The organism is Thauera sp. SDU_THAU2, assembly GCF_038260575.1.
Taxonomy (GTDB): domain Bacteria; phylum Pseudomonadota; class Gammaproteobacteria; order Burkholderiales; family Rhodocyclaceae; genus Thauera.
Genome location: NZ_JBBWUN010000003.1, coordinates 1818327 through 1839030 on the forward strand (window position 1 = coordinate 1818327; position 20704 = coordinate 1839030).

Here is a 20704-nt window from a genome sequence, read left to right on the forward strand (position 1 = left end):
GGCGATTGCGACCGGGGTGGATGATTATGTCACTGCTCCGCGGACATGACACGCGTGCCGGAGTGAAAGCCAGCGCCGCGTCCCATGCTATCGGTACATACGGTAGCGTATGGACAAAGAATCGTCAATACTATTCCGTATGGAAAAAACAGCAAAGAAGCCACGCCCCCAACTCGACCGCCAGAGCTGGATCAACGCCGCCATCGAAGTCATGGCCGAAGAAGGAATCGCCGGCCTGCGGGTCGAAGTGCTCGCCAAGCGGCTCAAGGTCACCAAAGGCAGTTTCTACTGGCACTTCGACGACCGCCGCGACCTGCTGCTGGCGATATTGCAGCACTGGAAGGAAGGCCGGATCTGCGACATCATCAAGCAGACCCGGGTGCAGCCGGGCAAGGAGCTTGCCCAGATCTACCACGTCATCGATGTATACAGCGCAAGCCGCAACCGCCGCGGCATGATGATCGAACTCGCGGTGCGCGACTGGGCCCGCCGCGATGCCGAAGCTGCGGCGATCGTCGCCGAAGTGGATGACGTCCGCCTGCGCTGCGCACGCGACCTCTTCCTGGCTTGCGGCGTGCCGATGGAAGAAGCCTCGAGCCGCTGCATGCTGCTCTACGCCTACGTGTTCGGCGTGTCGCTGATGATCTACGAGAAATTCGACAGCGACGTGCTGCGCCTCAAGCGCGACATCGCCGATCTGATCGCACGATCCGGGTCCATGGCCACGCTGGCGGCTGCAGCCGAGCCGGCCGGGCTTCAGACGCCGACGGCCTGAGCGCCCGCCTTGCCGGGCTGCCAGCGCAGGACTTCAATCGCGTTGCGCCCGGTCGCCGCGATGATCTCCTCGACCGGGACCCTGCGCAGCTCGGCGAGAATCGATGCATAACGCGACAGGTTTGCCGGCTCGTTGCGCTGTCCCCTCGCCCATTCCGGCGGAATGTCGGGGGCATCGGTCTCGAGCACGATCGCATCCAGCGGCAGTGTGGCGGCGAGTTCGCGGATGCGCGTCGAGCCGCTGAAGCTCATCGTGCCGCCGAAGCCCAGCTTGAAGCCCAGGCCGATCAAGGCGTCCGCCTGCTGCCTGCTGCCGTTGAAGGCATGGGCGATTCCGCCCGCCACGCCGATGCGGCGCAACTGCTTCAGAATGGGGTCGATCGCGCGGCGCACGTGGAGGATCACCGGAAGCCCATGGCGCCGGGCAAGCTCGAGCTGCGCGACGAAGAACTCGAGCTGCCGTGCATGATCGATGCCGGGGACGAAATGGTCCAGGCCGATTTCGCCCACCGCCACCGCCCCGCCTTCGCCGAGGCATTCGTCGAGCACCTCGATGTCGTCCATCCGCGCCGGCATCACGTACATCGGGTGGATGCCGAGCGCGAAGCAGACATCGGCATTCATCGCGGCGATGCCCCGCACGGCATCGAAGTTGGCCCGTTCGACCGCCGGCACGACGAAGCCGGCAACCCCGCTGGCCCGGGCGAAATCGATGGCCTGCCCGCGATCGGCATCGAACTCGGCGGCATCGAGGTGGATGTGGGTGTCGATCAGCATGCTGCCATTGCAGCGGCCCTGCCCGGCCGCCGCCCGGAGAGGTTCAGCGCCCTTTCCACACCGGCTTGCGCTTGGCGGCGAAGGCGTCCATGCCTTCGGCCGCGTCCTCGCACATGGCGTTGCAGGCCATGGTTTCGGCCGCCATCTGGTAAGCGGCTTCCAGGCCCATTTCGAGCTGCTTGTAGAACATCTGCTTGCCCATGCGGATCGCGACCGGCGACTTGGCGACGATCGAAGCCGCCAGCCGGGCAACTTCATCGTCGAGCTGTTCGAGCGGCACCACGCGGTTCACCAGCCCGCGGCGCTGGGCTTCGTGGGCATCGATGAAATCGCCGGTAACCAGCATCTCGAACGCCTCCTTGCGGCCCATGTTGCGCGACAGGCCGACACCCGGCGTGGCGCAGAACAGGCCGACGTTGATGCCGGACACCGCGAAGCGCGCAAGGTCTGCGGCCACGGCCAGGTCGCACATCGACACCAGTTGGCAACCCGCCGCGGTGGCGATGCCATGGACGCGCGCGATGACCGGCTGCGGCAGCTCGGTCAGCTTCATCATGAACTTGCCGCACAGGCGGAACAGCCGCTGCTGGAAGTCCTTGCTGTAGTTGCCGCGCATTTCCTTCAGGTCGTGCCCGGCGCAAAAGGCCTTGCCTTCGCCCGCCAGCACGACCACGCGCACGCTGTCGTCGCGGGCGATTTCGTCCACCGCCTCGATCAGCGTCTCGAGCATCTCGAAGGACAGCGAGTTGAACTGGTTCGGGCGATTCAGCGTCAGCGTGGTGACGCCGCCATCGTCACGGCGCAGCAGCATCGGCTCGGAACTGGAAACGGGAACGGCGCTCATGAGGTCTCCTTGTATGATCGATTCGGGGCGTGCGATCCGCGCCGGCCAAATGCACCTCGCCGGCCGCAACTGCCTGGATCATGTTGACGGTAACGTCAACTGCCGTACATGGTACTGCTTCGCGGAGCCGGCAGCCAGTTCCCTCGGCGCCGACGGCCTGCCCCGTTCAGACCTCTGCATTGCGCGTGCTGGGCGAACGGATATAGAGCCCTCTGCCGAGCGCGCTCCATTGCCGCTGTTCCTCGTCCAGCGCTGCGGCCGTCAGCGGCAGCTTCTGCAGCCAGCCCGGCGGCGTATTGACGCTGAAGCCGCGCCCTTCGCGCCGCAGCACGATCGGCGGCGTGCCGCGCGCATCGCGGGCGCGATGGATGACCACGGCCAGCCGCAGACAGGCGATCAGCAGCCAGTCGACGCTGTTCGGATCGATCGACGCCACCCGCTCGAGCTTGCCGCGATGCGACAGCACCAGGCGCGACAGGCGTCCCTGATCCATGCGTGAGAAGCCCGGCATGTCGGCGTTGGCGACGATGTAGGCGCTGTGCTTGTGATAGCTCGAATGGGCGACGGAAATGCCGATCTCGTGCAGCAATGCCGCCCAGCTCAGAAAGCGCCGGTCGAGGTTTTCCGGATCGGCCATCACCGGTTCGACCTGGTTCAGCAGATGGCAGGCGGTATCCGCGACCTGCTGGGCCTGGCGCAGATCGACGTTGTAGCGGCGCACGAAGGCGCTGACCGTGGCGTCGCGCAGATCGTGATGGTGGTAGCGGCCGAGCAGGTCGTAGAGCACGCCCAGGCGCAACGCGCCTTCGGAGAACACCATCCGCTCGATGTCGAATTCCTTGAACACGGCGCTCATGATGGCGAAGCCGCCCAGAATCACCGGCAGGCGGTCGCCCTTCAGCCCGGCGAGGTCGAGAGCATCGATGCGCCCCGCCCGCAGCAGTTCGGCCCGGAAGCGCTCCAGCCCCTCGCGGGTGATCCCCGAAGGCGAGAAGCCGTTCTGCTCAAGTATTTCGGCCAGGGCCTTGGCCGAGCCGCTGGAGCCGACCGCCTCTTCCCAGCCCGCTTCGCGGTAGGCGGCGACGATGGTCTGCAGCTCGCGCCGTGCGGCCAGTTCGGCTTCCTTCAGGCTGCGCTTGTCGATGCGGCCATCCGGAAAATAGCGCAGGCTGTAGCCCACACAGCCCATGTAGCGCGATTCGAGCAGCAAGGGCTCGAAGCTCTTGCCGATGACGAACTCGGTCGAGCCGCCGCCGATGTCGACCACCAGTTGCTGCTTGTGCGGATCGGGCAGCGTATGCGCCACGCCGACGTAGATCAGGCGGGCTTCCTCGCGGCCGGCGATGACTTCGATCGGAAAGCCGAGCGCCGCTTCGGCGCGAAACAGGAACTCGGCGGAGTTCTTCGCCACACGCAGCGTGTTGGTGGCCACCGCACGCACGGCGCCGGCGTCGAAGTCGTGCAGGCGCTCGCGAAAGCGCTGCAGCGCCGCGACCCCGCGCTGCTGGGCATCGAGGTCGAGAATCTTGTCGGCGGACAGGCCCGCGGCGAGGCGCACCGACTCCTTCAACCCGTCCAGCGGATAGATCTGGTCATTGACGATGCGACCGACCTGCAGGCGAAAACTGTTGGAGCCGAGATCGATTGCTGCAATGAGGTTCCGCATCATCAAAGTTCCGGATGAATGGCACGAGGCCGATCGGCGGATTTTAGCATCGGCGCTACGCTGCGTTGCAGCAGAAATATTCTGCCGAACACATCCGCCGCCGTTCCTTGCGCTGAATCATCGAAGCTCGCTGCTGTCATGATCCTGCAACGAATATGTCACATAATCGTGACGAACCTCCCTCCGCGAACCCGGACCGCCATGTACGCCCCGAAGAACGATCGCAGCTACCCCACCGACCATTTCATCAACCGCGAACTGTCCTTGCTGCGGTTCCAGCGCCGCGTGCTCGCACAGGCCGCCGACCCGACGGTGCCGCTGCTCGAGCGCCTGCGCTTCATGTGCATCGTGTCGAGCAACCTCGACGAGTTCTTCGAGATCCGCGTCTCCGGCATCAAGGAGCAGATCCACCTCGGCAGCCGCAAGACCGGCCACGACGGCATCTCGCCGCGCGACCTGCTCGAACGGGTCAGCGACGAGGTGCACGACATCATCTCGGACCAGTACGAACTGCTCAACGACGACATCCTTCCCGCGCTGGAAAAGGAAGGCGTGGTCTTCCTGCGCCGCAGCGAATGGAGCGAAACCCAGTTGAAGTGGATTCGCGACTACTTCATGGACGAAGTGATGCCGGTGCTGACGCCGATCGGGCTCGATCCCGCGCACCCTTTCCCGCGCGTGCTGAACAAGAGCCTGAACTTCGCCGTCGAACTGGAAGGGCGCGACGCCTTCGGCCGCGATTCCGGCGCCGCCATCGTCCAGGCGCCGCGCGCGCTGCCCCGCGTCATCCGGCTGCCGCGCGAGATCTGCGCCCAGGAATACACTTTCGTGTTCCTGTCCTCGGTGCTGCACTCGCATGTCGGCGAACTGTTCTCGGGCATGAACGTGCTCGGCTGCTACCAGTTCCGCGTCACGCGCAATTCGGACCTGTTCGTCGACGAGGAAGAGGTCAAGGACCTGCGGGTGTCGCTGAAGGGCGAACTGCAGCAGCGCCACTACGGCGACGCCGTGCGGCTGGAGGTCGCCGACAGTTGCTCGAAGGAGATGGCCGCGTTCCTGCTGCAGCATTTCCATCTGGAGCCGGACGACCTGTACCGCACGCCGGGCATCGTCAACCTGGTGCGCCTGATGCAGGTACCCGACTGGGTGGAGCGCCCCGACCTCAAGTACCCGCCCTTCGTGCCGGGCATTCCGAAGCCACTGGACAAGCGGCGGCAGATCTTCTCCGTGCTGCGCAATCACGACGTGCTGCTGCACCACCCCTTCCAGAGCTTCGCGCCGGTCATCGACCTGCTGCGCGCGGCGGCGGACGACCCGCTGGTGCTCGCGATCAAGATGACGGTGTACCGCACCGGCACCGACTCGGTGCTGATGGAGCACCTGGTGCGCGCGGCGCAGAAAGGCAAGGAAGTGACCGTGGTGCTGGAACTGATGGCGCGCTTCGACGAGGAGGCGAACATCAGTTGGGCCAACCGCCTGGAAGAAGTCGGCGCGCACGTGGTGTACGGCGTGTTCGGCTACAAGACCCACGCCAAGCTGCTGATGGTGGTACGGCGCGAGGAAGACGGCCTGCGCCGCTACGTGCACCTGGGCACCGGCAACTACCATCCGCGCACCACGCGCTTCTACACCGACTTCGGCCTGCTGACCGCCAACGAGGAAATCGGCGAGGACGTCGCCACCGTGTTCAAGCAGTTGACCGGCCTGGGCACCGCCAGCGAGCTGCGCCACCTGTGGCAGGCGCCGTTCACGCTGCAGCCCAAGGTCGTCGAGGCGATCAAGCGTGAGGCCGAGATCGCCCGCGAAGGCCGCCGCGGCCGCATCATCGCCAAGATGAACGCGCTGCTCGAACCGGAAACCATCGAGGCGTTGTACGAAGCCTCGCAGGCCGGCGTCGAGATCGACCTGATCGTGCGCGGCCCCTGCGCGCTCAAACCGGGCGTGTCCGGCCTGTCGGACAACATCCGGGTGCGCTCGGTCGTCGGCCGCTTCCTGGAGCACCACCGCATCTTCCATTTCCATGCCGACGGCGACGACCTGATGTTCCTGTCCAGCGCCGACTGGATGGAGCGCAACTTCTTCCGCCGCATCGAGATCGCCTTCCCGGTGCTCGACCCGAAGCTGAAGCGGCGCGTGATGAAGGAAGGCCTGCGCCCCTACCTCGGCGACAACTGCCAGGCCTGGGAAATGCATTCGGATGGCCGCTACCGCCGCCGGAATCCGCGCGGCACGCGCCGCGCCGCGCAGATGATCCTGCTGAAGGAGCTTGCCGCCAGCAGTTGAGCAGGCGGCACTAAGGGCATCGGGGGCTGCATCGCCCCCGTTCGCCCCACCGGCCCGGCGTCAACGCTTCCGGTAGCGGCGCCTCACTTGCGCTGCGCGTCGATCACGCCGGACACCTCGCGGATCAGCGTGATCGCACGCTGGACCTGCTTGATGCCGTTGACCTCCATCGTGAAGCGCATGTAGGCCGTGCCCTTCTTGGTAAGCGTATTCACCGCGATCACGTTCAGCTTCTCGCGCGACAGCACTTCGGAGATGTCGCGCAGCAGGCCCTGGCGGTCCATTGCCTGCACGGTGATGTCGACCTGGTACAGCGCCGTCTTGCTGTCGGTCGCCAGCCCGCCCCATTCCGCCGAGATCACGCGCTCGGGATGCTTCTGCGCCAGCAGTTGGAAGTCCTGGCAATCGACACGGTGAATCGAGATGCCGCGCCCGCGCGTGACGAAACCTTCGATCGCATCCGGCGGCGCCGGCTTGCAGCAGCGCGACAGCGAAGTCATCAGCTTGCCGACGCCGACGATCAGGATCTTGTCCGAGTTGTCGCCCGAGCGGCTGCGGCTGACGACGAAATCCGGCTCGGCCGGCGCTTCCGGCGCTGGCGCGCTGCCTTCGCGCAGCGCCACCTGCACCGAACGCGGCCCCACTTCGCCACGGCCGGCGGCGAGGAAGAGCGCCTCGGCGTTCTTGAAGCCCATGCGCTCGGCGAGGCCGTCGAGATTGGCCTGGCTGTGGCCGTCGCGCTGCATCTCGCGCGCGACGAAGCTGCGGCCGCGCGCGAGCAGGTCTTCCTCGTCGAGCTGGGCGAAGTACTGCTTGATCTTGTTGCGCGCGCGCGAAGTGTTGACGTAATGCTGGCGTGCATCGAGCCAGTCGCGCGACGGGCCGCCCTCCTTGACCGTGACGATCTCGACCGTCTGGCCGTTTTCCAGCGGCGTGTTCAGCGGCATCAAATGGCCGTCGATCTTGGCCCCGCGGCAGCGGTGGCCGAGGTCGGTGTGCAGGCGGTAGGCGAAATCGATCGGCGTCGCGCCGCGCGGCAAATCGACCACCTTGCCCTGCGGCGTCAGCACGTACAGCGTGTCGTCCAGCGAAGCGCGCTTGAACTGCTCCATCCACTGCGCGGAGTCGGTGACTTCGTCGCGCCAGGACAACAGGTTGCGCAGCAGCGCGATCTTTTCGTCGTAGTCGGAGCCGGACTGCGAGCCTTCCTTGTAGCGCCAGTGCGCGGCCACGCCGAGTTCGGCGTGCCTGTGCATGTCGTAGGTACGGATCTGCACCTCCAGCGCACGGCCGTCGCCCGCCAGCACCGCGGTATGCAGCGACTGGTAGTTGTTGCCCTTGGGCTTGGTGATGTAGTCGTCGAATTCCTTGGCGATCGGCTGCCAGATCCGATGCACGAAGCCGAGCACCGTGTAGCAGTCCTTGACCTCGTCGACCAGCACCCGCAGCGCGCGGATGTCGAACACCTGCGAGAAGTCGAGCCGTTTCTTGCGCATCTTGTTGTAGATGCTGTAGATGTGCTTGGCCCGGCCGGTGATCTCGGCCTTGATGCCGACCGCCGCCAGTTCGGCCCTGAGGCGCTCGATCGCATCCTGGATGAACTGCTCGCGCTCCACCCGGCGCTCGTCGAGCATCTTGGCGATGCGCTTGTAGGTCTCGGGCTCGATGAAGCGGAAGGAAAGATCCTCCAGCTCCCACTTGAGCTGCCAGATGCCCAGCCGGTTGGCCAGCGGCGCATAGATGTCCAGGCTCTCGCGCGCCACATCCACCCGCGCGTCGCCCGGCAGGTCGGTGTAGAAGCGCAGCGTCTGCGTGCGCGACGCCAGCCGCACCAGCACCACGCGGATGTCCTCGACCATCGCCAGCAGCATCTTGCGCAGCACTTCGGTCTGGGCGCGGATCTCGGGCGCGGTGGCGGTGGTCGTCATGCGCGTCAGCACGCGCAGGCCGTTCAGCTTGTGCAGGCCGCGCACCAGATGGCAGATGTCGGCATCGAAGCGCGACTCGATCTCTTCGGCCGGGTCGTCCACCTCGTCCCACACCGCGAACAGCAGCGCGGCGATGCGCGTGTCCGCGTCCAGCCTCAGCGACGCCGCGACCAGCGCGGTGCCGATCGCATGGGTCCAGGCCGGCTCGCCGGTGCCGAGCACCTTGCCTTCGTACAGCTCGGAGATCCATTCGAGCGCGGACTCGATCCTGTCGCGTTCTTCGGCCGTCAGGCCGGCAGCGAGCATGTCGACCGGGGGGCGGTGTCGCCCTGGGAGATGGCGTGAGTGACGGAAACCATGGCGGCTGATTATCCCATACCGGCGGGCTTTTCGAACCTGTCGTCAGGCCGCGGGAAATGTATGGAAACGCGGCCTGCCGGTGCAGGCGGCGGGCATGCGCTTCGCAGCGGCATCCGTGCTGTGCGATCATCCCCGGCCTGCGGCGCCCGCCACGATCGAGTGCCGCCCCCCGAAACGACTCCAGGCCGAAGCACCGATGCAGCGTCTCAACGCCAATCCTTACCTCCTGCTCACGCTCACCGCCCTGTTCTGGTCGGGCAACATGGTGATGGGCCGCGGCATTCGCGCCGACGTGCCGCCGCTCGCGCTCGCCTTCTGGCGCTGGGTGATCGCCCTCGCCCTGGTCGCGCCGTTCGCGCTGCCGCACCTGCGCGGGCAATGGGACAAGCTGCGCGCGGCCTGGCCGATCGTCGTCGTGCTCGGCCTGCTGAGCGTCGGCGGCTACAACACGTTTGCCTATCTCGCCCTGCAGCACACCACCGCGACCAGCGCCACGCTGCTGAACTCCTTCATCCCGATCGTCACCATCGCCTTCGGTTTCCTGTTCTTCGGCAAGCGCCTGAGCCGTGCCGAGGCGCTCGGCGTGGCGGTGTCGCTGCTCGGCGTGGCCGCGATCGTCAGCCGCGGCAGCCTGGAAACCCTGCTCGGGCTCAGCCTCAACACCGGCGACCTGTGGATGCTGGCTTCGGTGACGGTGTGGGGGTTGTGCACCGTCGGCCTGCAGAAGCGCCCTGCCGGCGTCGATCCGATGCTGATGCTGGCCGCCTTCACCGTGGTCGGCCTGCTCGCGCTGGCGCCGGCCTACGCCTGGGAGCTGTCCGAAGGCCGGCACATCAATCTCAACCCGGCATCGCTCGGCGGCATCCTCTACACCGGCATCTTCCCCGGCTTTCTCGGCTACGTGTTCTACAACGCCGGCGTCGCCGCAGTGGGGCCGGCGCGTGGTTCGCTGTTCATCCACCTGATGCCGGTGTTCGCAACCATCCTGGCGGCGATCTTCCTCGGCGAGCGGCCGCAGTGGTACCACTTCGTCGGCATCGCGCTGGTGTTCGCCGGCATTTTCCTGACCACGCGCAAACCCTCGAGCTGATCCCATGTTCGAACGCATCCGCCGCTGGCTCGGCCTGGCCACCCCGCCGACTTCGGTTCCCGACAGCCAGTGGGAGCGAGTCGAGGCCTCGCTGCCCTTCCTCGATTACCTCGATCCGGACGACCGGCCCCGCCTGCGGAGGATGGCGCTGGAGTTTCTCGCCGGCAAGCAGTTCCACGGCGCCAACGGGCTCGAGCTGGACGACGACATCCTGCTCTGCATCGCGCTGCAGGCCTGCCTGCCGGTACTGAACATCGGCCTGCAGGCCTACCGCGACTGGGTCGGCGTGATCGTCTATCCGGGCGATTTCCTCATTCCCCGGCGCGAATACGACGAGGCCGGCGTGCTGCACGAATACGAGGACGAAGCGCTGGGCGAAGCCTGGGAAGGCGGACCCGTGCTGCTGTCCTGGTTCGGCGGCGAAGGGCAGCCGGCAGGCGTCAATGTCGTGATCCACGAGTTCGCCCACAAGCTCGACATGGAGAACGGCGGCGTCGACGGCCTGCCGCGGCTGCGCTCCGACATGTCCCGCCGGGCCTGGGCAGCCGCCTTCAGCCAGGCATACGAGGAATTCTGCGGCGAAGTGGACAGCGGCATGGAAACCGACATCGACCCCTATGGCGCGGAGCATCCGGGCGAGTTCTTCGCCGTCGTTTCCGAAGTGTTCTTCGAAGCGCCCCATGTCCTGCAGCAGCGCTTTCCGCAGGTGTACGCTCAACTCGCCCTGTTCTACGGCGTCGACCCCGCCCAGCGGGAAGCCCTGTTGAGAGGACGCGGATGGCACCAGCCAAGCGCCTGCTGATCGTGCATCACACCCAGTCGGGCAACACCGGCATGCTGGCCGAAGCGGTGTTGCGCGGCGCCGGGCACGTCGATGGCGTCGACACCCGGCTGATGCGCGCCTTCGCCGCCGGCACCGACGATCTGCTGGCCTGCGACGGCCTGCTGCTCGGCACGCCCGAGAACTTCGGCACCATGTCCGGCGCGCTGAAGGATTTCTTCGACCGTACCTACTACCCCTGCGAAGGCAAGCTCGTCGGCCTGCCCTACGCCGTCTTCGTCAGCGCCGGCAACGACGGCACCGGCGCGGTGCGCGAGATCGGGCGCATCGCCAACGGCTACGGCTGGAAACAGGTCGCCGAGGCGCTGATCGCACGCAAGGAGATCACCGCCGGGCATCTGGATGCCGCCGAAGAGCTCGGCGAAGCGATGGCATCCGGGCTGGCGATGGGAATTTTCTAGGCGGGCTCCTGAAGCAAGGACTCGCGGATCGCCAGAGCCTGCGGCGCTTTGCAGGATGCAATCCGTTCATCGAAACGCGCTTCCACACTGTGATACCAAATGAGTTTGGCAGGATCGAAACGAGTGACTAAGCTGAACGAGTGCCGCTCCATCGGCACCCCTTTGGTGCATGGCACGGTACGTCATCCTTTTCACGCAACGGAGGTCGTCTCATGGCAATAACCTGGATTTTGGTTGCCAACGCCAGCCTGGCGAAGCTGTATGCGAATCTCGGTCCCAACAAGGGACTCACGCTGGTCAAGGAACTGATCCACCCGGAAAGCAGGCAGAAGAACTCTGAACTCGTCACCGACCGCTCGGGCGCGATGGGTGCCAACGGCGGTGGCGGATCGATGCAGCCACAGACACTCCCGAAACAGCACGAAGCCCGGGTCTTCGCCCAGGAGATCGCCCAGGCCCTGTACCAGGGGCGGGCGGCAAACGCCTTCAAGCGCGCCATCCTGGTCGCGCCGCCGGCTTTCATGGGCATGCTCAACACCGTGATCGACGGCCCGACGGCACAATTGATCAGCGACCGCTTCGAAAAGGACTACACCAAGACGACCGAGCCGGAACTGAGCCAGCGGCTCGCTTCGGCGATCTATCTGTAAATCTATCTGTAATGCCGCAGGAACGGCGTTTTCGGAGGAGGATTCATTTGAGCGGATACGACATCCCACTCGATTCGATCTGAACCATTCCGATTCATTTCCGACAAGCCTCCGTCCAGGAGGCTCGACGGCGCAAGGGGCGCGATGCCCGGCGCCGTTACGCAGAGCGCGGGGCCGGCGTGCCAGACACGCGGCCCCGCTGCCGTTTCAGGCGGCCCCGTCGGCGCGCGCCAGCAAGGCCACGACCTGGGTCGCGATCCCTTCTCCACGTCCGGTGAAGCCGAGCTTCTCGGTGGTCTTGCCCTTGACGTTGATCGCGCTTGCATCCATGTCGAGGTCGGCTGCGATGTTGGCGACCATCGCCGGCGCATGGGGCATGATCTTCGGCGCAGCGCAGATGATGGTGGCGTCGATGTTGACCACCTGCCAGCCCGCCGCACGCACGCGGGCGAAAGCTTCGCGCAGCAGCACGCGGCTGTCGGCACCGGCATGCTGCGGATCGGTATCGGGAAACAGCCTGCCGATGTCGCCCAGGCCGGCCGCCCCCAGCAAGGCATCGGTGACGGCGTGCAGCAGCACGTCGGCATCGGAATGGCCGAGCAGGCCGCGCGGGAAGGGAATCGTCACGCCGCCGATGATCAGCGGCCGGCCGGGCACCAAGGCATGGACGTCGAAACCCTGGCCGATTCGGAACGGAACACTCATTGCCTGGCTCCTTCGCGGTTCTGCAGAATCCACTCGGCCAGGTGCAGATCGAGCGGATAGGTGACTTTCAGATTGGTGGCGTCGCCCTGCACCAGGCGGGGGCGCAGGCCGGCGGCTTCGATCGCGCTGGCCTCGTCGGTGACCTCGGATGCGCCCTCCAGCGCCCGGCGCAGCATCACGTAGCGGAACATCTGCGGCGTCTGCGCCTGCCACAGGCTGTCGCGCGGTACCGTGGCGGCGACGTGGCGGTGGTCGTCGGCCCGCTTCAGCGTGTCGGCCACCGGCACCGCCAGCAGCCCGCCGACTTCGTCGTGCGCCAGTTCGCGCACCAGCTTGTCGATGTGCCATGCCGCCAGGCAGGGCCGCGCGGCATCATGGACCAGCACCCAGTCGGATGGCGCGGCCTCCTTCGAGATCGCACGCAGGCCGCCGAGCACGCTGTCCGCGCGCGTCGCACCGCCGCAGAACAGCGGCACGAGCTTGCCGCCCAGCACCGACCAATCGTGCCGCGACCACTCGGCATCATCCACCGACAGCACGACGAAGACCTTGTCGATGTCGGGCGAAGCGCACAGCACCGACAAGGCATGGTGGATCAGCGGACGGCCCAGCAGCGACAGATACTGCTTGGGCCGCGCAGCGCCCATGCGCGAGCCGCTGCCCGCGGCAGGCACGATGGCGAAATGGCGGGCCCGGGGGCGGGCTTGTGTATTTTGCATGGCGCGCATTCTAACCGCGCCCGACGGCGCCGGGCCGCATTCTGCGAGGCGTGGAGGTATGATTCGGGGGCCTGCCATCCGCCCTCCTTCTTTCCATGCCACTCGCCCAGCCCCGGACCGAAGCCATCTCCGACACCGACCTCGGTCCGCAACTGCTGCGCCTGGCGCGCGAGGCCATCGCCCACCATCTCGGGCTCGGCCCCGCACCCGCGCCGGGCGATGACCCCGCGCTCGACGAACGCGGCGCCACTTTCGTCACCCTGATCGTGGCGGGCGAACTGCGCGGCAGCGTCGGCAGCATGCGGCGCAGCCGCTCGCTGGCGGCCGACGTGGTCGCCAACGCAATCGCCGCCAGCCAGGATCCTCGCTTTCCGGCGCTCGACGCGGCGGCATTCGCACAGGCGGAAATCGAGGTTTCGCTGCTGGACGAGCCGGAGTTCATCGATTTTGCCGACGAGGCCGACCTGCTTCGCCAACTGCGCCCGCAGCAGGACGGGGTGATGCTGTTTGCCGGCTGCCGCGGCGTCACACTGCTGCCGCACATGTGGACCCGGTTGCCGCGGCCGGAGCTGTTCCTCGCCGCGCTCAAGGAGAAAGCCGGCATTCCGCTCGAGCGCCCGGTGGATGGGCTGATGGCGGCACGCTACGGCGTCAGCTCCTGGCGCACCAACGACGGGAAACCCGCATCGTGAAGCTGCGCCACACTCCGCTCAGCATTCCGGCGCACGGCGACTGGCTGACCGGCATGCTTGCCCACGCACCGGACGTGCGGGCGCTGGCGCTGTGCATCCATTCATCGGGCCGCTCGCTGGAGCAGTCTCCGCTCGACGGCGCATCCGGGCCGCTGGAGCCGGCACTGCAGGCCGCCGGCTTCGCGACGATGACGGTCGAACTGCTGACCAGCGACGAAGCGCTGCACGATGCCGATGCCGCTTTCAACATTCCGCGCCTCACCGAACGCATCCTCGCCGCGGTGGATTGGGCCATCCACCAGCCATCGCTCGACCGCCTTCCGCTCGGCCTCGTCGCCGACGGCACCGGGTGCGCCGCGGCGATCCGCGCGGCGGTCAACGCACCGGAAAGCTTCACGTCGATCGCCTGCCTCGGCGGACGGCCCGACCTCGCCGGCGCAGCCCCGCTGCGTGCGGTCCGCACGCCGGCACGCTTCGTCGTCGTGCCGGAAAGCCCGGATGCGCCGATGCTGGCATCCGCCTACGCGCTGCTCCAGGGCGAGCGCGACTGGCTGGCGCTGCCGGCTGCCGGCGAGCACGATCGGCAGCGGCACGCCGCGCAGGCCGCCAGCGACTGGCTGGCATCCCATCTCCCGCCGGTGGACGAAACCGGTACCGGGCAGCCGCCTCGGTCCGCCTGAGCGCCCGGCATCCCCCTCAGTCGCGGAAGCTGACCCACTCGTCGAGCGCCATGCGTTCCGTGCGCAAGGCATTCTCCGGCGCCTCCGGATCGGCGTGGCCCATCGACATCGCGCAGATCAGGACTTCGCTGTCGGCAATGCCGAGCTCCTGCTTGATGATGCGATGGAACTGGATCGGTGCGACCTGGGGGCAGGTATCCAGCCCGCGCGCCTTTGCCGCCAGCATGACGTTCTGCAGCAGCATTCCGCTGTCGAGCCACGAGCCCTGCTCCATGATGCTGTTGACGCTGAAGATCAGGCCGACCGGCGCGTCGAAGAATTTGTAGTTGCGGGCGAACTGCTCGTGCATGCGCTGCGCATCGCCTTTCTGGATGTTCAGCAGGCTGTACAACTGCCGGCCGACCTGGCGGCGGCGCTCGACGTAGGGCGACACCCACTCCCTGGGGTAATAGACATAGGGCTCGACGTGGGTCGCGGCCTCGCCGGGATCGTCGAACACGGCGAGTATCTTGTCGGACACCCTGGCCTTGGTTTCCCCGGTCAGGACCCAAACCTTCCACGGCTGGATGTTGGTGCCGGACGGCGCGCGCGAAGCCACGGCGAGGATCTCGGCAATCGTCTCCCGAGGCACGGCGCGCGGCAGGAAGGCGCGGCAGGAATAGCGGCTGTTGATGACTTCATCGACTGCTGACTGGAGGGAGCTGCTCATGCGAGGAACCTCGGGAACGGACAGGATTGTTGAGAGCCGCCGCCTTCAGGCGAGGCCGTCGAGAAAACGCGAAACCAGCTCGGTGACCTGCGCCGGGCGTTCGCGGTGCGGCACATGCCGCGTATCGGCCATGATCTCGACGCGCGCCGGGCCGCCGGCAAGCGCGCCGATCAGTTCCGGCTGGCGCGGACTGCCGTACTCGTCTTCCGCGCCGTGGATGACAAGGACGGGACATTCGACCCTGGGCAGCACCGGCCTCAGCGACCAGGACGAGAAAGCCGGGTCGAGCCAGGTACCGATCCAGGCCTCCAGCACCCACTCCGCCTTGTCGCCATGGTATTTCGCCAGCCGTTCGCGCTGCGCCGGATCCTTGAACAGCTCGCGGGCTTCCTCGAGACCTGCGACGGTCCGGTCCTCGACGAAAGCCTGGGCCGACTCGGTGACGAGCGCCACGCAGTCGCCAGCATGGCGCGCGGCGCAATTCACCGCCATGCAACCGCCGACGCTGTGGCCGAACAGGATGAAACGGCCGATCTCCAGCTGCCGCAGCAGCGCCGCAAAACCCGTCTCCGCCTCGGTCGCGATGAAGTCCAACGGGAGTCTGCCCGAATACGCATCGGAACGGCCGAAGCCGAGGCGATCGTAGGCCAGCACCCGCCGGCCGGTGCCGGCGCACAGGGCCGCGGGGAAATCCCGCCACAGCTCCACGCTGCCGAGCGAATCGTGCAGCAGCACGATCGGGGTGCGATCGCGGCCCGACGGGGGCGGCAAGCCGCGAGGCGACCATTCACGTGCATACAGGCGGGCGCCGCCGGCCTCGATCCAATGGTCGCGGGTGTCGATGTCGTGAAGCACTCGAATCGTTCTCCTGGGCTGGGGGGCGGGAGCCGCATGATGGCGCCGGCACATCATGCACCACCCTTCTTGTTTTCGTTCGCGGGATGATGTGTCGAAAATTACGTTAACGTCAACGTAATGACAGCAGGCAATGGCCGCTCCATGACGAAAAACCCGTTGGCGGACGAAGGCGGCGGGCAACGGTCGCCCGGGCACTCTCTATAATCGCGTCTTCAGAACGCGCAACACCGGTGCAATGCCCTCCCCTCAGCCCCCTTCCCAGCTCCGCTCCTCCCTCGATCCGCTGCTGCCCCTGCTCGCCGCCTGTGCGCTGCCCAGGCCCGGCGCCCGCCTCGAGCTTCCCGCCTTCGCCGGCTCGGCCGATGCGCTGGCGGTCGCCGCGCTGGCGGCACGCGCCGGCCGGCTGCTCGTCGTCACCGCCAATCCGCTGGATGCCCAGCGCCTGCAGGACGAGATCCGCTGGGTCGCGCCCGATCTGCGGCTGCACCTGCTGCCCGACTGGGAGACGCTGCCCTACGACAACTTCTCGCCCCACCAGGACCTGATCTCCGAGCGGCTGTCCTCGCTGTACGCGATCAGCCGCGGCGAAGCCGACGTGGTGCTGGTGCCCGCCTCCACCGCGCTGTACCGCATGGCGCCGCCGTCCTACCTGGCGGCCTACACCTTTTTCCTGAAGCAGGGCGAGCGCCTCGACGTCGAGGCGCTGAAGGCGCAGATGACGCTGGCCGGCTACGCCCACGTCACCCAGGTGGTCAGCCCGGGCGAATTCTCGGTGCGCGGCGGCCTGGTCGACCTGTATCCGATGGGCTCGCCGCTGCCCTTCCGCATCGACCTGTTCGACGACGAAGTCGAGAGCATCAAGACCTTCGATCCGGACACCCAGCGCACCGTCTATCCGACCAAGGAGATCCGCCTGCTGCCGGCGCGCGAGTTCCCGCTCGACGATGCCGGGCGCACCCGCTTCCGCAGCCGCTTCCGCGAGACCTTCGAAGGCGACCCGACGCGCGCGGCGATCTACAAGGATGTCTCCAACGGCATCGCCCCGGCCGGCATCGAGTACTACCTGCCGCTGTTCTTCGACGAAACCGCCACGCTGCTCGACTACCTGCCCACCGACACCACGGTGCTGCTGCACCGCGACGTGCCGGCGGCGATCGCCGAGTTCTGGCGCGACACCCGCTCGCGCCACGACCTGCTGAAAGGCGATCGCAGCCGGCCGGTGATGCCGCCGGAACAGCTCTTCCTCAGCGACGAGGACTTCTTCGGCGCGCTGAAAGCGCGCCCCCGCCTGGTGCTGGGTGCCGTTGCCGGCGCCGAAGGCGGCGAGGCCATCGCCCGGCCGCTGCCCGAGCTGTCGGTCGAGCGCAAGGCCACCGACCCGCTGCACAAGCTGAAAGCCTTCCAGGCCGGCGACTGGTACCAGCGCGGCGGCCGCATCCTGCTGCTGGCGGATTCGCCGGGACGGCGCGAGACGATGGCCGAGTTCCTCGCCGAGTTCGGCCTGAAGCCCGAGGCGATGACGGACTTCGGCGCCTTCATCGACAGTGACGTTCGCTTTGCGCTCGGCACATCGCCGCTCGCCAGCGGCTTCCTGCTGCCCGAGGCCGGGCTGGCGATCGTCACCGAAGCCGAGCTGTACGCCGCCACCGCCCGCACCCGCACGCGCCGCGACAACCGCAAGGCGGCGACGATGGAAGGCTGGCTGCGCGACCTGTCGGAACTGAAGGTCGGCGACCCGGTGGTGCACGTCTCGCACGGCATCGGCCGCTACCTCGGCCTGATCCACATGAACCTCGGCGAGGGCGACACCGAGTTCCTGCACCTCGAATACAGCAACGGCGACAAGCTCTACGTACCGGTATCGCAGCTGCACGTCATCACCCGCTACGCCGGCGCCGACCCGGAAGCGGTCGACCTGCACCGGCTCGGCTCCGGCCAGTGGGAAAAGGCCAAGAAGAAGGCCGCGATGCAGGTGCGCGACACCGCCGCCGAACTGCTGGCGCTGTACGCCCAGCGCGCCGCGCGCCCCGGCCACCGCTTCGACTTCCAGCAGCACGACCTCGAAGCCTTCGCCGAAGGCTTCGGTTTCGAGACCACGCTCGACCAGCAGTCTGCGATCGATGCCGTGGTGGCCGACATGAAGTCCGGCCGGCCGATGGACCGCCTGGTCTGCGGCGACGTCGGCTTCGGCAAGACCGAGGTCGCGCTGCGCGCCGCCTTCATCGCCGTGCAGGACGGCAAGCAGGTGGTCGTGCTGTGCCCCACCACCCTGCTCGCCGAACAGCACTACCAGACTTTCGCCGACCGCTTCGCCGACTGGCCGGTGCGCATCGCCGAGCTGTCGCGCTTCAAGTCGGCCAAGGAACAGGCCGAAGCCCTGCAGCAACTGGCCGAAGGCAAGGTCGACATCATCATCGGCACCCACCGCCTGCTGCAGAAGGACGTGCAGTTCAAGCGCCTGGGGCTGGTCGTCATCGACGAGGAGCACCGCTTCGGCGTGCGCCAGAAGGAGGCGCTGAAGCAGTTGCGCTCGGAAGTCGACATCCTGACCCTGACCGCGACGCCGATTCCGCGCACGCTGGGGCTGGCGATGGAAGGCCTGCGCGAATTCTCGGTGATCGCCACCGCGCCGCAGAAGCGGCTGTCGATCAAGACCTTCGTGCAGCCCTCCAGCCGCGGCACGATCCGCGAGGCGGTGCTGCGCGAATTCAAGCGCGGCGGCCAGGTGTACTTCCTGCACAACGAAGTCGACACCATCGAGAACATGCGCAACGACCTCGAGGAACTGCTGCCCGAGGCGCGCATCGTCGTCGGCCACGGCCAGTTGCCCGAGCGCGAGCTGGAGCGCGTGATGCGCGACTTCACCCAGCAGCGCGCCAACCTGCTGCTGTGCACCACCATCATCGAGACCGGCATCAACATCCCCACCGCCAACACCATCATCATCAACCGTGCCGACCGCTTCGGCCTGGCGCAGCTGCACCAGCTGCGCGGCCGCGTCGGCCGCAGCCACCACCAGGCCTACGCCTACCTGCTGACCCAGCCGGGCGCCAAGCCCTCGGCCCAGGCGCAGAAGCGGCTGGAAGCGATCACGATGATGGAAGACCTCGGCTCCGGCTTCTACCTGGCGATGCATGACCTGGAGATCCGCGGCGCCGGCGAAGTGCTGGGCGAGAACCAGTCGGGCGAGATCCAGCAGGTCGGCTTCAGCCTCTACACCGAAATGCTCAAGCGCGCGGTCAAGGACCTGCAGGCCGGCAAGGAACCCGACCTCAGCCAGCCGCTGGAAGTGGTGTCCGAGATCAACCTGCACACCCCGGCGCTGCTACCCACCGACTACTGCCCCGACGTGCAGGAGCGCCTGACGCTGTACAAGCGCCTGGCCAACTGCGAGACCGACGAGGACCTGCGCGCGCTGCAGGAAGAACTGATCGACCGCTTCGGCGAACTGCCGCCGCAGACGACCGCGCTGCTCGAAACCCACCGCCTGCGCATGCTCGTCAAGGACTACGGCGTACAGAAGCTCGATGCCTCCGACGCCCAGATCAGCGTGCAGTTCGCCAAGGACGCGCCGATCGACCCGGTCAAGGTCATCTTCCTGATCCAGAAGGATCGCAGCATCAAGATGGCCGGCCCGGAAAAGCTCGTGCGCCGCACCGCGCTGCCGAACCTGAAGGACCGCGCCAAGGCCGTGAAGGATCTGCTCGACGCGGTGAAAGCCTGACCGACCGGAGGCCGCCATGCTCATCAACTGCACCGCCTACCAGCACGGCCGCAAGCTCGCCGACCTGCCGGTCGAGCGCATCGGCGACTACCTGGCGCGGCCGGACACTTTCGTCTGGGTCGCGCTCAAGGACGCGACGCCGGACGAACTGGCGGTGATGAAGCGCACCTTCGACCTGCACGAGCTTGCCGTCGAGGATGCCAACCACGGCCACCAGCGGCCCAAGGTCGAGGAATACAACGACGGCGACGACGGCAGCACCAGCCTGTTCGCCGTGATGCATCTGATCGACGAGCGCGAAGGTAGCCTGCACATCGGCGAAGTCCATGTCTTCGTCGGCGCCAACTACATCCTGTCGGTGCGCAACGACAGCCCGCGCGACTTCGCCGGCGTGCGCGCCCGCTGCGAGCGCGAGCCGCGGATGCTGGCCAAGGGCCCGGGCTATGTGCTCTACGCGCTGATGGACGCGGTGGTGGATCGCTACTTCCCGCACATCGAAAAGCTCGAGACCGAGGTCGAGGCGCTGGAAGAACGCATCTTCACCAGGGGCGCCGCACGCTCCAACATCCGCCGCCTGTACCGCCTCAAGCGCAAGGTCACGCTGCTCAAGCACGCCGTCACGCCGCTGATGGAAGCCGCCGGCAAGCTGCACAGCGGCCGCGTGCCCGACGTCTGCAGCAAGAGCCGCCACTATTTCCGCGACGTCTTCGACCACCTCGTCCGCATCAACGCCTCGCTCGACGGCATCCGCGACACCATCGCCACCGCGATCCAGGTCAACCTGGCGCTGGTCACCGTCGACCAGACCGAGATCAGCAAGCGCCTCGCCGCCTGGGCCGGCATCTTCGCCGTCGCCACCGCGCTGGCCGGCATCTGGGGCATGAACTTCAAGTACATGCCCGAGCTGGAATGGAAGTACGGCTACCCGCTGGCACTGGCCACGATCGCGGCGCTGGGCGGTTTCCTGTACTGGCAGTTCAGAAAGGCGAAGTGGCTTTAGCGC

The 20704-nt window shown here is 67.0% G+C and carries 17 protein-coding genes and 1 pseudogene; 10 read left to right on the plus strand and 8 right to left on the minus strand.

Translation table 11 applies throughout. The features are described from left to right. The first annotated feature begins 139 nt into the window (after positions 1-139). Entirely contained in the window at positions 140-775 is a 636-nt protein-coding gene (locus AAFL97_RS09880) for a TetR/AcrR family transcriptional regulator (RefSeq protein WP_341644751.1), read from the plus strand. Here the strand turns inward: AAFL97_RS09880 and AAFL97_RS09885 are convergent. From AAFL97_RS09885 to ppx, 3 genes are all read right to left on the minus strand, one after another. Further along, complete coding sequence (locus tag AAFL97_RS09885) at positions 757-1551, minus strand: TatD family hydrolase (protein WP_341644752.1); 795 nt, start codon at positions 1549-1551, stop codon at positions 757-759. The two genes, AAFL97_RS09880 and AAFL97_RS09885, sit on opposite strands and share 19 nt — an antisense overlap. A 43-nt stretch (positions 1552-1594) precedes the next feature. Next, positions 1595-2395 carry an enoyl-CoA hydratase gene (locus AAFL97_RS09890; protein ID WP_341644753.1) on the minus strand — a complete coding sequence of 267 codons (801 nt, stop codon included), beginning with the start codon at positions 2393-2395 and terminating at the stop codon, positions 1595-1597. A 166-nt stretch (positions 2396-2561) separates the two neighbouring features. Then, positions 2562-4064, minus strand: a complete 1503-nt coding sequence (gene ppx / locus AAFL97_RS09895) for an exopolyphosphatase (RefSeq protein WP_341644754.1) — start codon at positions 4062-4064, stop codon at positions 2562-2564. Between the two features lie 198 nt (positions 4065-4262). On the opposite strand from ppx, the gene ppk1 reads away from it, so the two are divergent. Continuing rightward, a complete protein-coding gene (gene ppk1, locus AAFL97_RS09900) occupies positions 4263-6344 on the plus strand; it encodes a polyphosphate kinase 1 (protein WP_341644755.1) in 2082 nt (693 codons plus the stop codon). Between the two features lie 83 nt (positions 6345-6427). Here the strand turns inward: ppk1 and AAFL97_RS09905 are convergent. Continuing rightward, a pseudogene (locus AAFL97_RS09905) lies at positions 6428-8631 on the minus strand (RelA/SpoT family protein). A gap of 197 nt (positions 8632-8828) precedes the next feature. Here AAFL97_RS09905 and AAFL97_RS09910 point away from each other — a divergent pair. From AAFL97_RS09910 to AAFL97_RS09925, 4 genes are all read left to right on the plus strand, one after another. Beyond that, a complete protein-coding gene (locus AAFL97_RS09910; protein ID WP_341644756.1) occupies positions 8829-9722 on the plus strand; it encodes a DMT family transporter in 894 nt (297 codons plus the stop codon). Positions 9723-9726: 4 nt separating this feature from the next. Further along, on the plus strand, positions 9727-10524 hold the full coding sequence (locus AAFL97_RS09915) for a M90 family metallopeptidase (protein WP_341644757.1): 798 nt from the start codon (positions 9727-9729) through the stop codon (positions 10522-10524). Then, positions 10500-10964 carry a flavodoxin family protein gene (locus tag AAFL97_RS09920; RefSeq protein WP_341644758.1) on the plus strand — a complete coding sequence of 155 codons (465 nt, stop codon included), beginning with the start codon at positions 10500-10502 and terminating at the stop codon, positions 10962-10964. The genes AAFL97_RS09915 and AAFL97_RS09920 overlap by 25 nt, the downstream gene beginning before the upstream one ends. 212 nt (positions 10965-11176) lie before the next feature. After that, on the plus strand, positions 11177-11614 hold the full coding sequence (locus AAFL97_RS09925; protein ID WP_263459657.1) for a host attachment protein: 438 nt from the start codon (positions 11177-11179) through the stop codon (positions 11612-11614). Between the two features lie 207 nt (positions 11615-11821). Here the strand turns inward: AAFL97_RS09925 and ispF are convergent, their stop codons facing one another. Continuing rightward, on the minus strand, positions 11822-12319 hold the full coding sequence (gene ispF, locus AAFL97_RS09930; RefSeq protein WP_341644759.1) for a 2-C-methyl-D-erythritol 2,4-cyclodiphosphate synthase: 498 nt from the start codon (positions 12317-12319) through the stop codon (positions 11822-11824). Next, positions 12316-13047, minus strand: coding sequence for a 2-C-methyl-D-erythritol 4-phosphate cytidylyltransferase (ispD, locus tag AAFL97_RS09935; protein ID WP_341644760.1), 732 nt, complete (start codon positions 13045-13047; stop codon positions 12316-12318). The genes ispF and ispD overlap by 4 nt, the downstream gene beginning before the upstream one ends. An 86-nt stretch (positions 13048-13133) precedes the next feature. On the opposite strand from ispD, the gene amrA reads away from it, so the two are divergent. After that, the gene (gene amrA / locus AAFL97_RS09940; RefSeq protein ID WP_445954485.1) at positions 13134-13730 is read left to right on the plus strand and encodes an AmmeMemoRadiSam system protein A; all 597 of its coding nucleotides are present in this window, start codon (positions 13134-13136) and stop codon (positions 13728-13730) included. Then, a complete protein-coding gene (locus tag AAFL97_RS09945) occupies positions 13727-14410 on the plus strand; it encodes an alpha/beta hydrolase (RefSeq protein ID WP_341644761.1) in 684 nt (227 codons plus the stop codon). The genes amrA and AAFL97_RS09945 overlap by 4 nt, the downstream gene beginning before the upstream one ends. A gap of 16 nt (positions 14411-14426) precedes the next feature. Here AAFL97_RS09945 and AAFL97_RS09950 read toward each other — a convergent pair whose 3' ends face one another. Next, the gene (locus AAFL97_RS09950) at positions 14427-15119 is read right to left on the minus strand and encodes a nitroreductase (RefSeq protein ID WP_341644762.1); all 693 of its coding nucleotides are present in this window, start codon (positions 15117-15119) and stop codon (positions 14427-14429) included. 45 nt (positions 15120-15164) lie between these two features. Continuing rightward, positions 15165-15974, minus strand: coding sequence for an alpha/beta fold hydrolase (locus AAFL97_RS09955; RefSeq protein WP_341644763.1), 810 nt, complete (start codon positions 15972-15974; stop codon positions 15165-15167). Between the two features lie 238 nt (positions 15975-16212). Between AAFL97_RS09955 and mfd the strand changes: the two genes are divergently transcribed. Together mfd and AAFL97_RS09965 are read left to right on the plus strand one after the other, a co-directional pair. Continuing rightward, entirely contained in the window at positions 16213-19701 is a 3489-nt protein-coding gene (gene mfd, locus AAFL97_RS09960) for a transcription-repair coupling factor (protein WP_341644764.1), read from the plus strand. A 16-nt stretch (positions 19702-19717) separates the two neighbouring features. Continuing rightward, positions 19718-20701, plus strand: a complete 984-nt coding sequence (locus tag AAFL97_RS09965) for a magnesium and cobalt transport protein CorA (protein WP_341644765.1) — start codon at positions 19718-19720, stop codon at positions 20699-20701. Positions 20702-20704: the final 3 nt, after the last annotated feature.

Bases quoted from the DNA above. Each gene is read 5' to 3' on its own strand.
- AAFL97_RS09880 (WP_341644751.1), top strand. From the start codon at position 140: ATGGAAAAAACAGCAAAGAAGCCACGCCCCCAACTCGACCGCCAGAGC.
- AAFL97_RS09885 (WP_341644752.1), bottom strand. From the start codon at position 1,551: ATGCTGATCGACACCCACATCCACCTCGATGCCGCCGAGTTCGATGCC.
- AAFL97_RS09890 (WP_341644753.1), bottom strand. From the start codon at position 2,395: ATGAGCGCCGTTCCCGTTTCCAGTTCCGAGCCGATGCTGCTGCGCCGT.
- ppx (WP_341644754.1), bottom strand. From the start codon at position 4,064: ATGATGCGGAACCTCATTGCAGCAATCGATCTCGGCTCCAACAGTTTT.
- ppk1 (WP_341644755.1), top strand. From the start codon at position 4,263: ATGTACGCCCCGAAGAACGATCGCAGCTACCCCACCGACCATTTCATC.
- AAFL97_RS09910 (WP_341644756.1), top strand. From the start codon at position 8,829: ATGCAGCGTCTCAACGCCAATCCTTACCTCCTGCTCACGCTCACCGCC.
- AAFL97_RS09915 (WP_341644757.1), top strand. From the start codon at position 9,727: ATGTTCGAACGCATCCGCCGCTGGCTCGGCCTGGCCACCCCGCCGACT.
- AAFL97_RS09920 (WP_341644758.1), top strand. From the start codon at position 10,500: ATGGCACCAGCCAAGCGCCTGCTGATCGTGCATCACACCCAGTCGGGC.
- AAFL97_RS09925 (WP_263459657.1), top strand. From the start codon at position 11,177: ATGGCAATAACCTGGATTTTGGTTGCCAACGCCAGCCTGGCGAAGCTG.
- ispF (WP_341644759.1), bottom strand. From the start codon at position 12,319: ATGAGTGTTCCGTTCCGAATCGGCCAGGGTTTCGACGTCCATGCCTTG.
- ispD (WP_341644760.1), bottom strand. From the start codon at position 13,047: ATGCGCGCCATGCAAAATACACAAGCCCGCCCCCGGGCCCGCCATTTC.
- amrA (WP_445954485.1), top strand. From the start codon at position 13,134: ATGCCACTCGCCCAGCCCCGGACCGAAGCCATCTCCGACACCGACCTC.
- AAFL97_RS09950 (WP_341644762.1), bottom strand. From the start codon at position 15,119: ATGAGCAGCTCCCTCCAGTCAGCAGTCGATGAAGTCATCAACAGCCGC.
- mfd (WP_341644764.1), top strand. From the start codon at position 16,213: ATGCCCTCCCCTCAGCCCCCTTCCCAGCTCCGCTCCTCCCTCGATCCG.
- AAFL97_RS09965 (WP_341644765.1), top strand. From the start codon at position 19,718: ATGCTCATCAACTGCACCGCCTACCAGCACGGCCGCAAGCTCGCCGAC.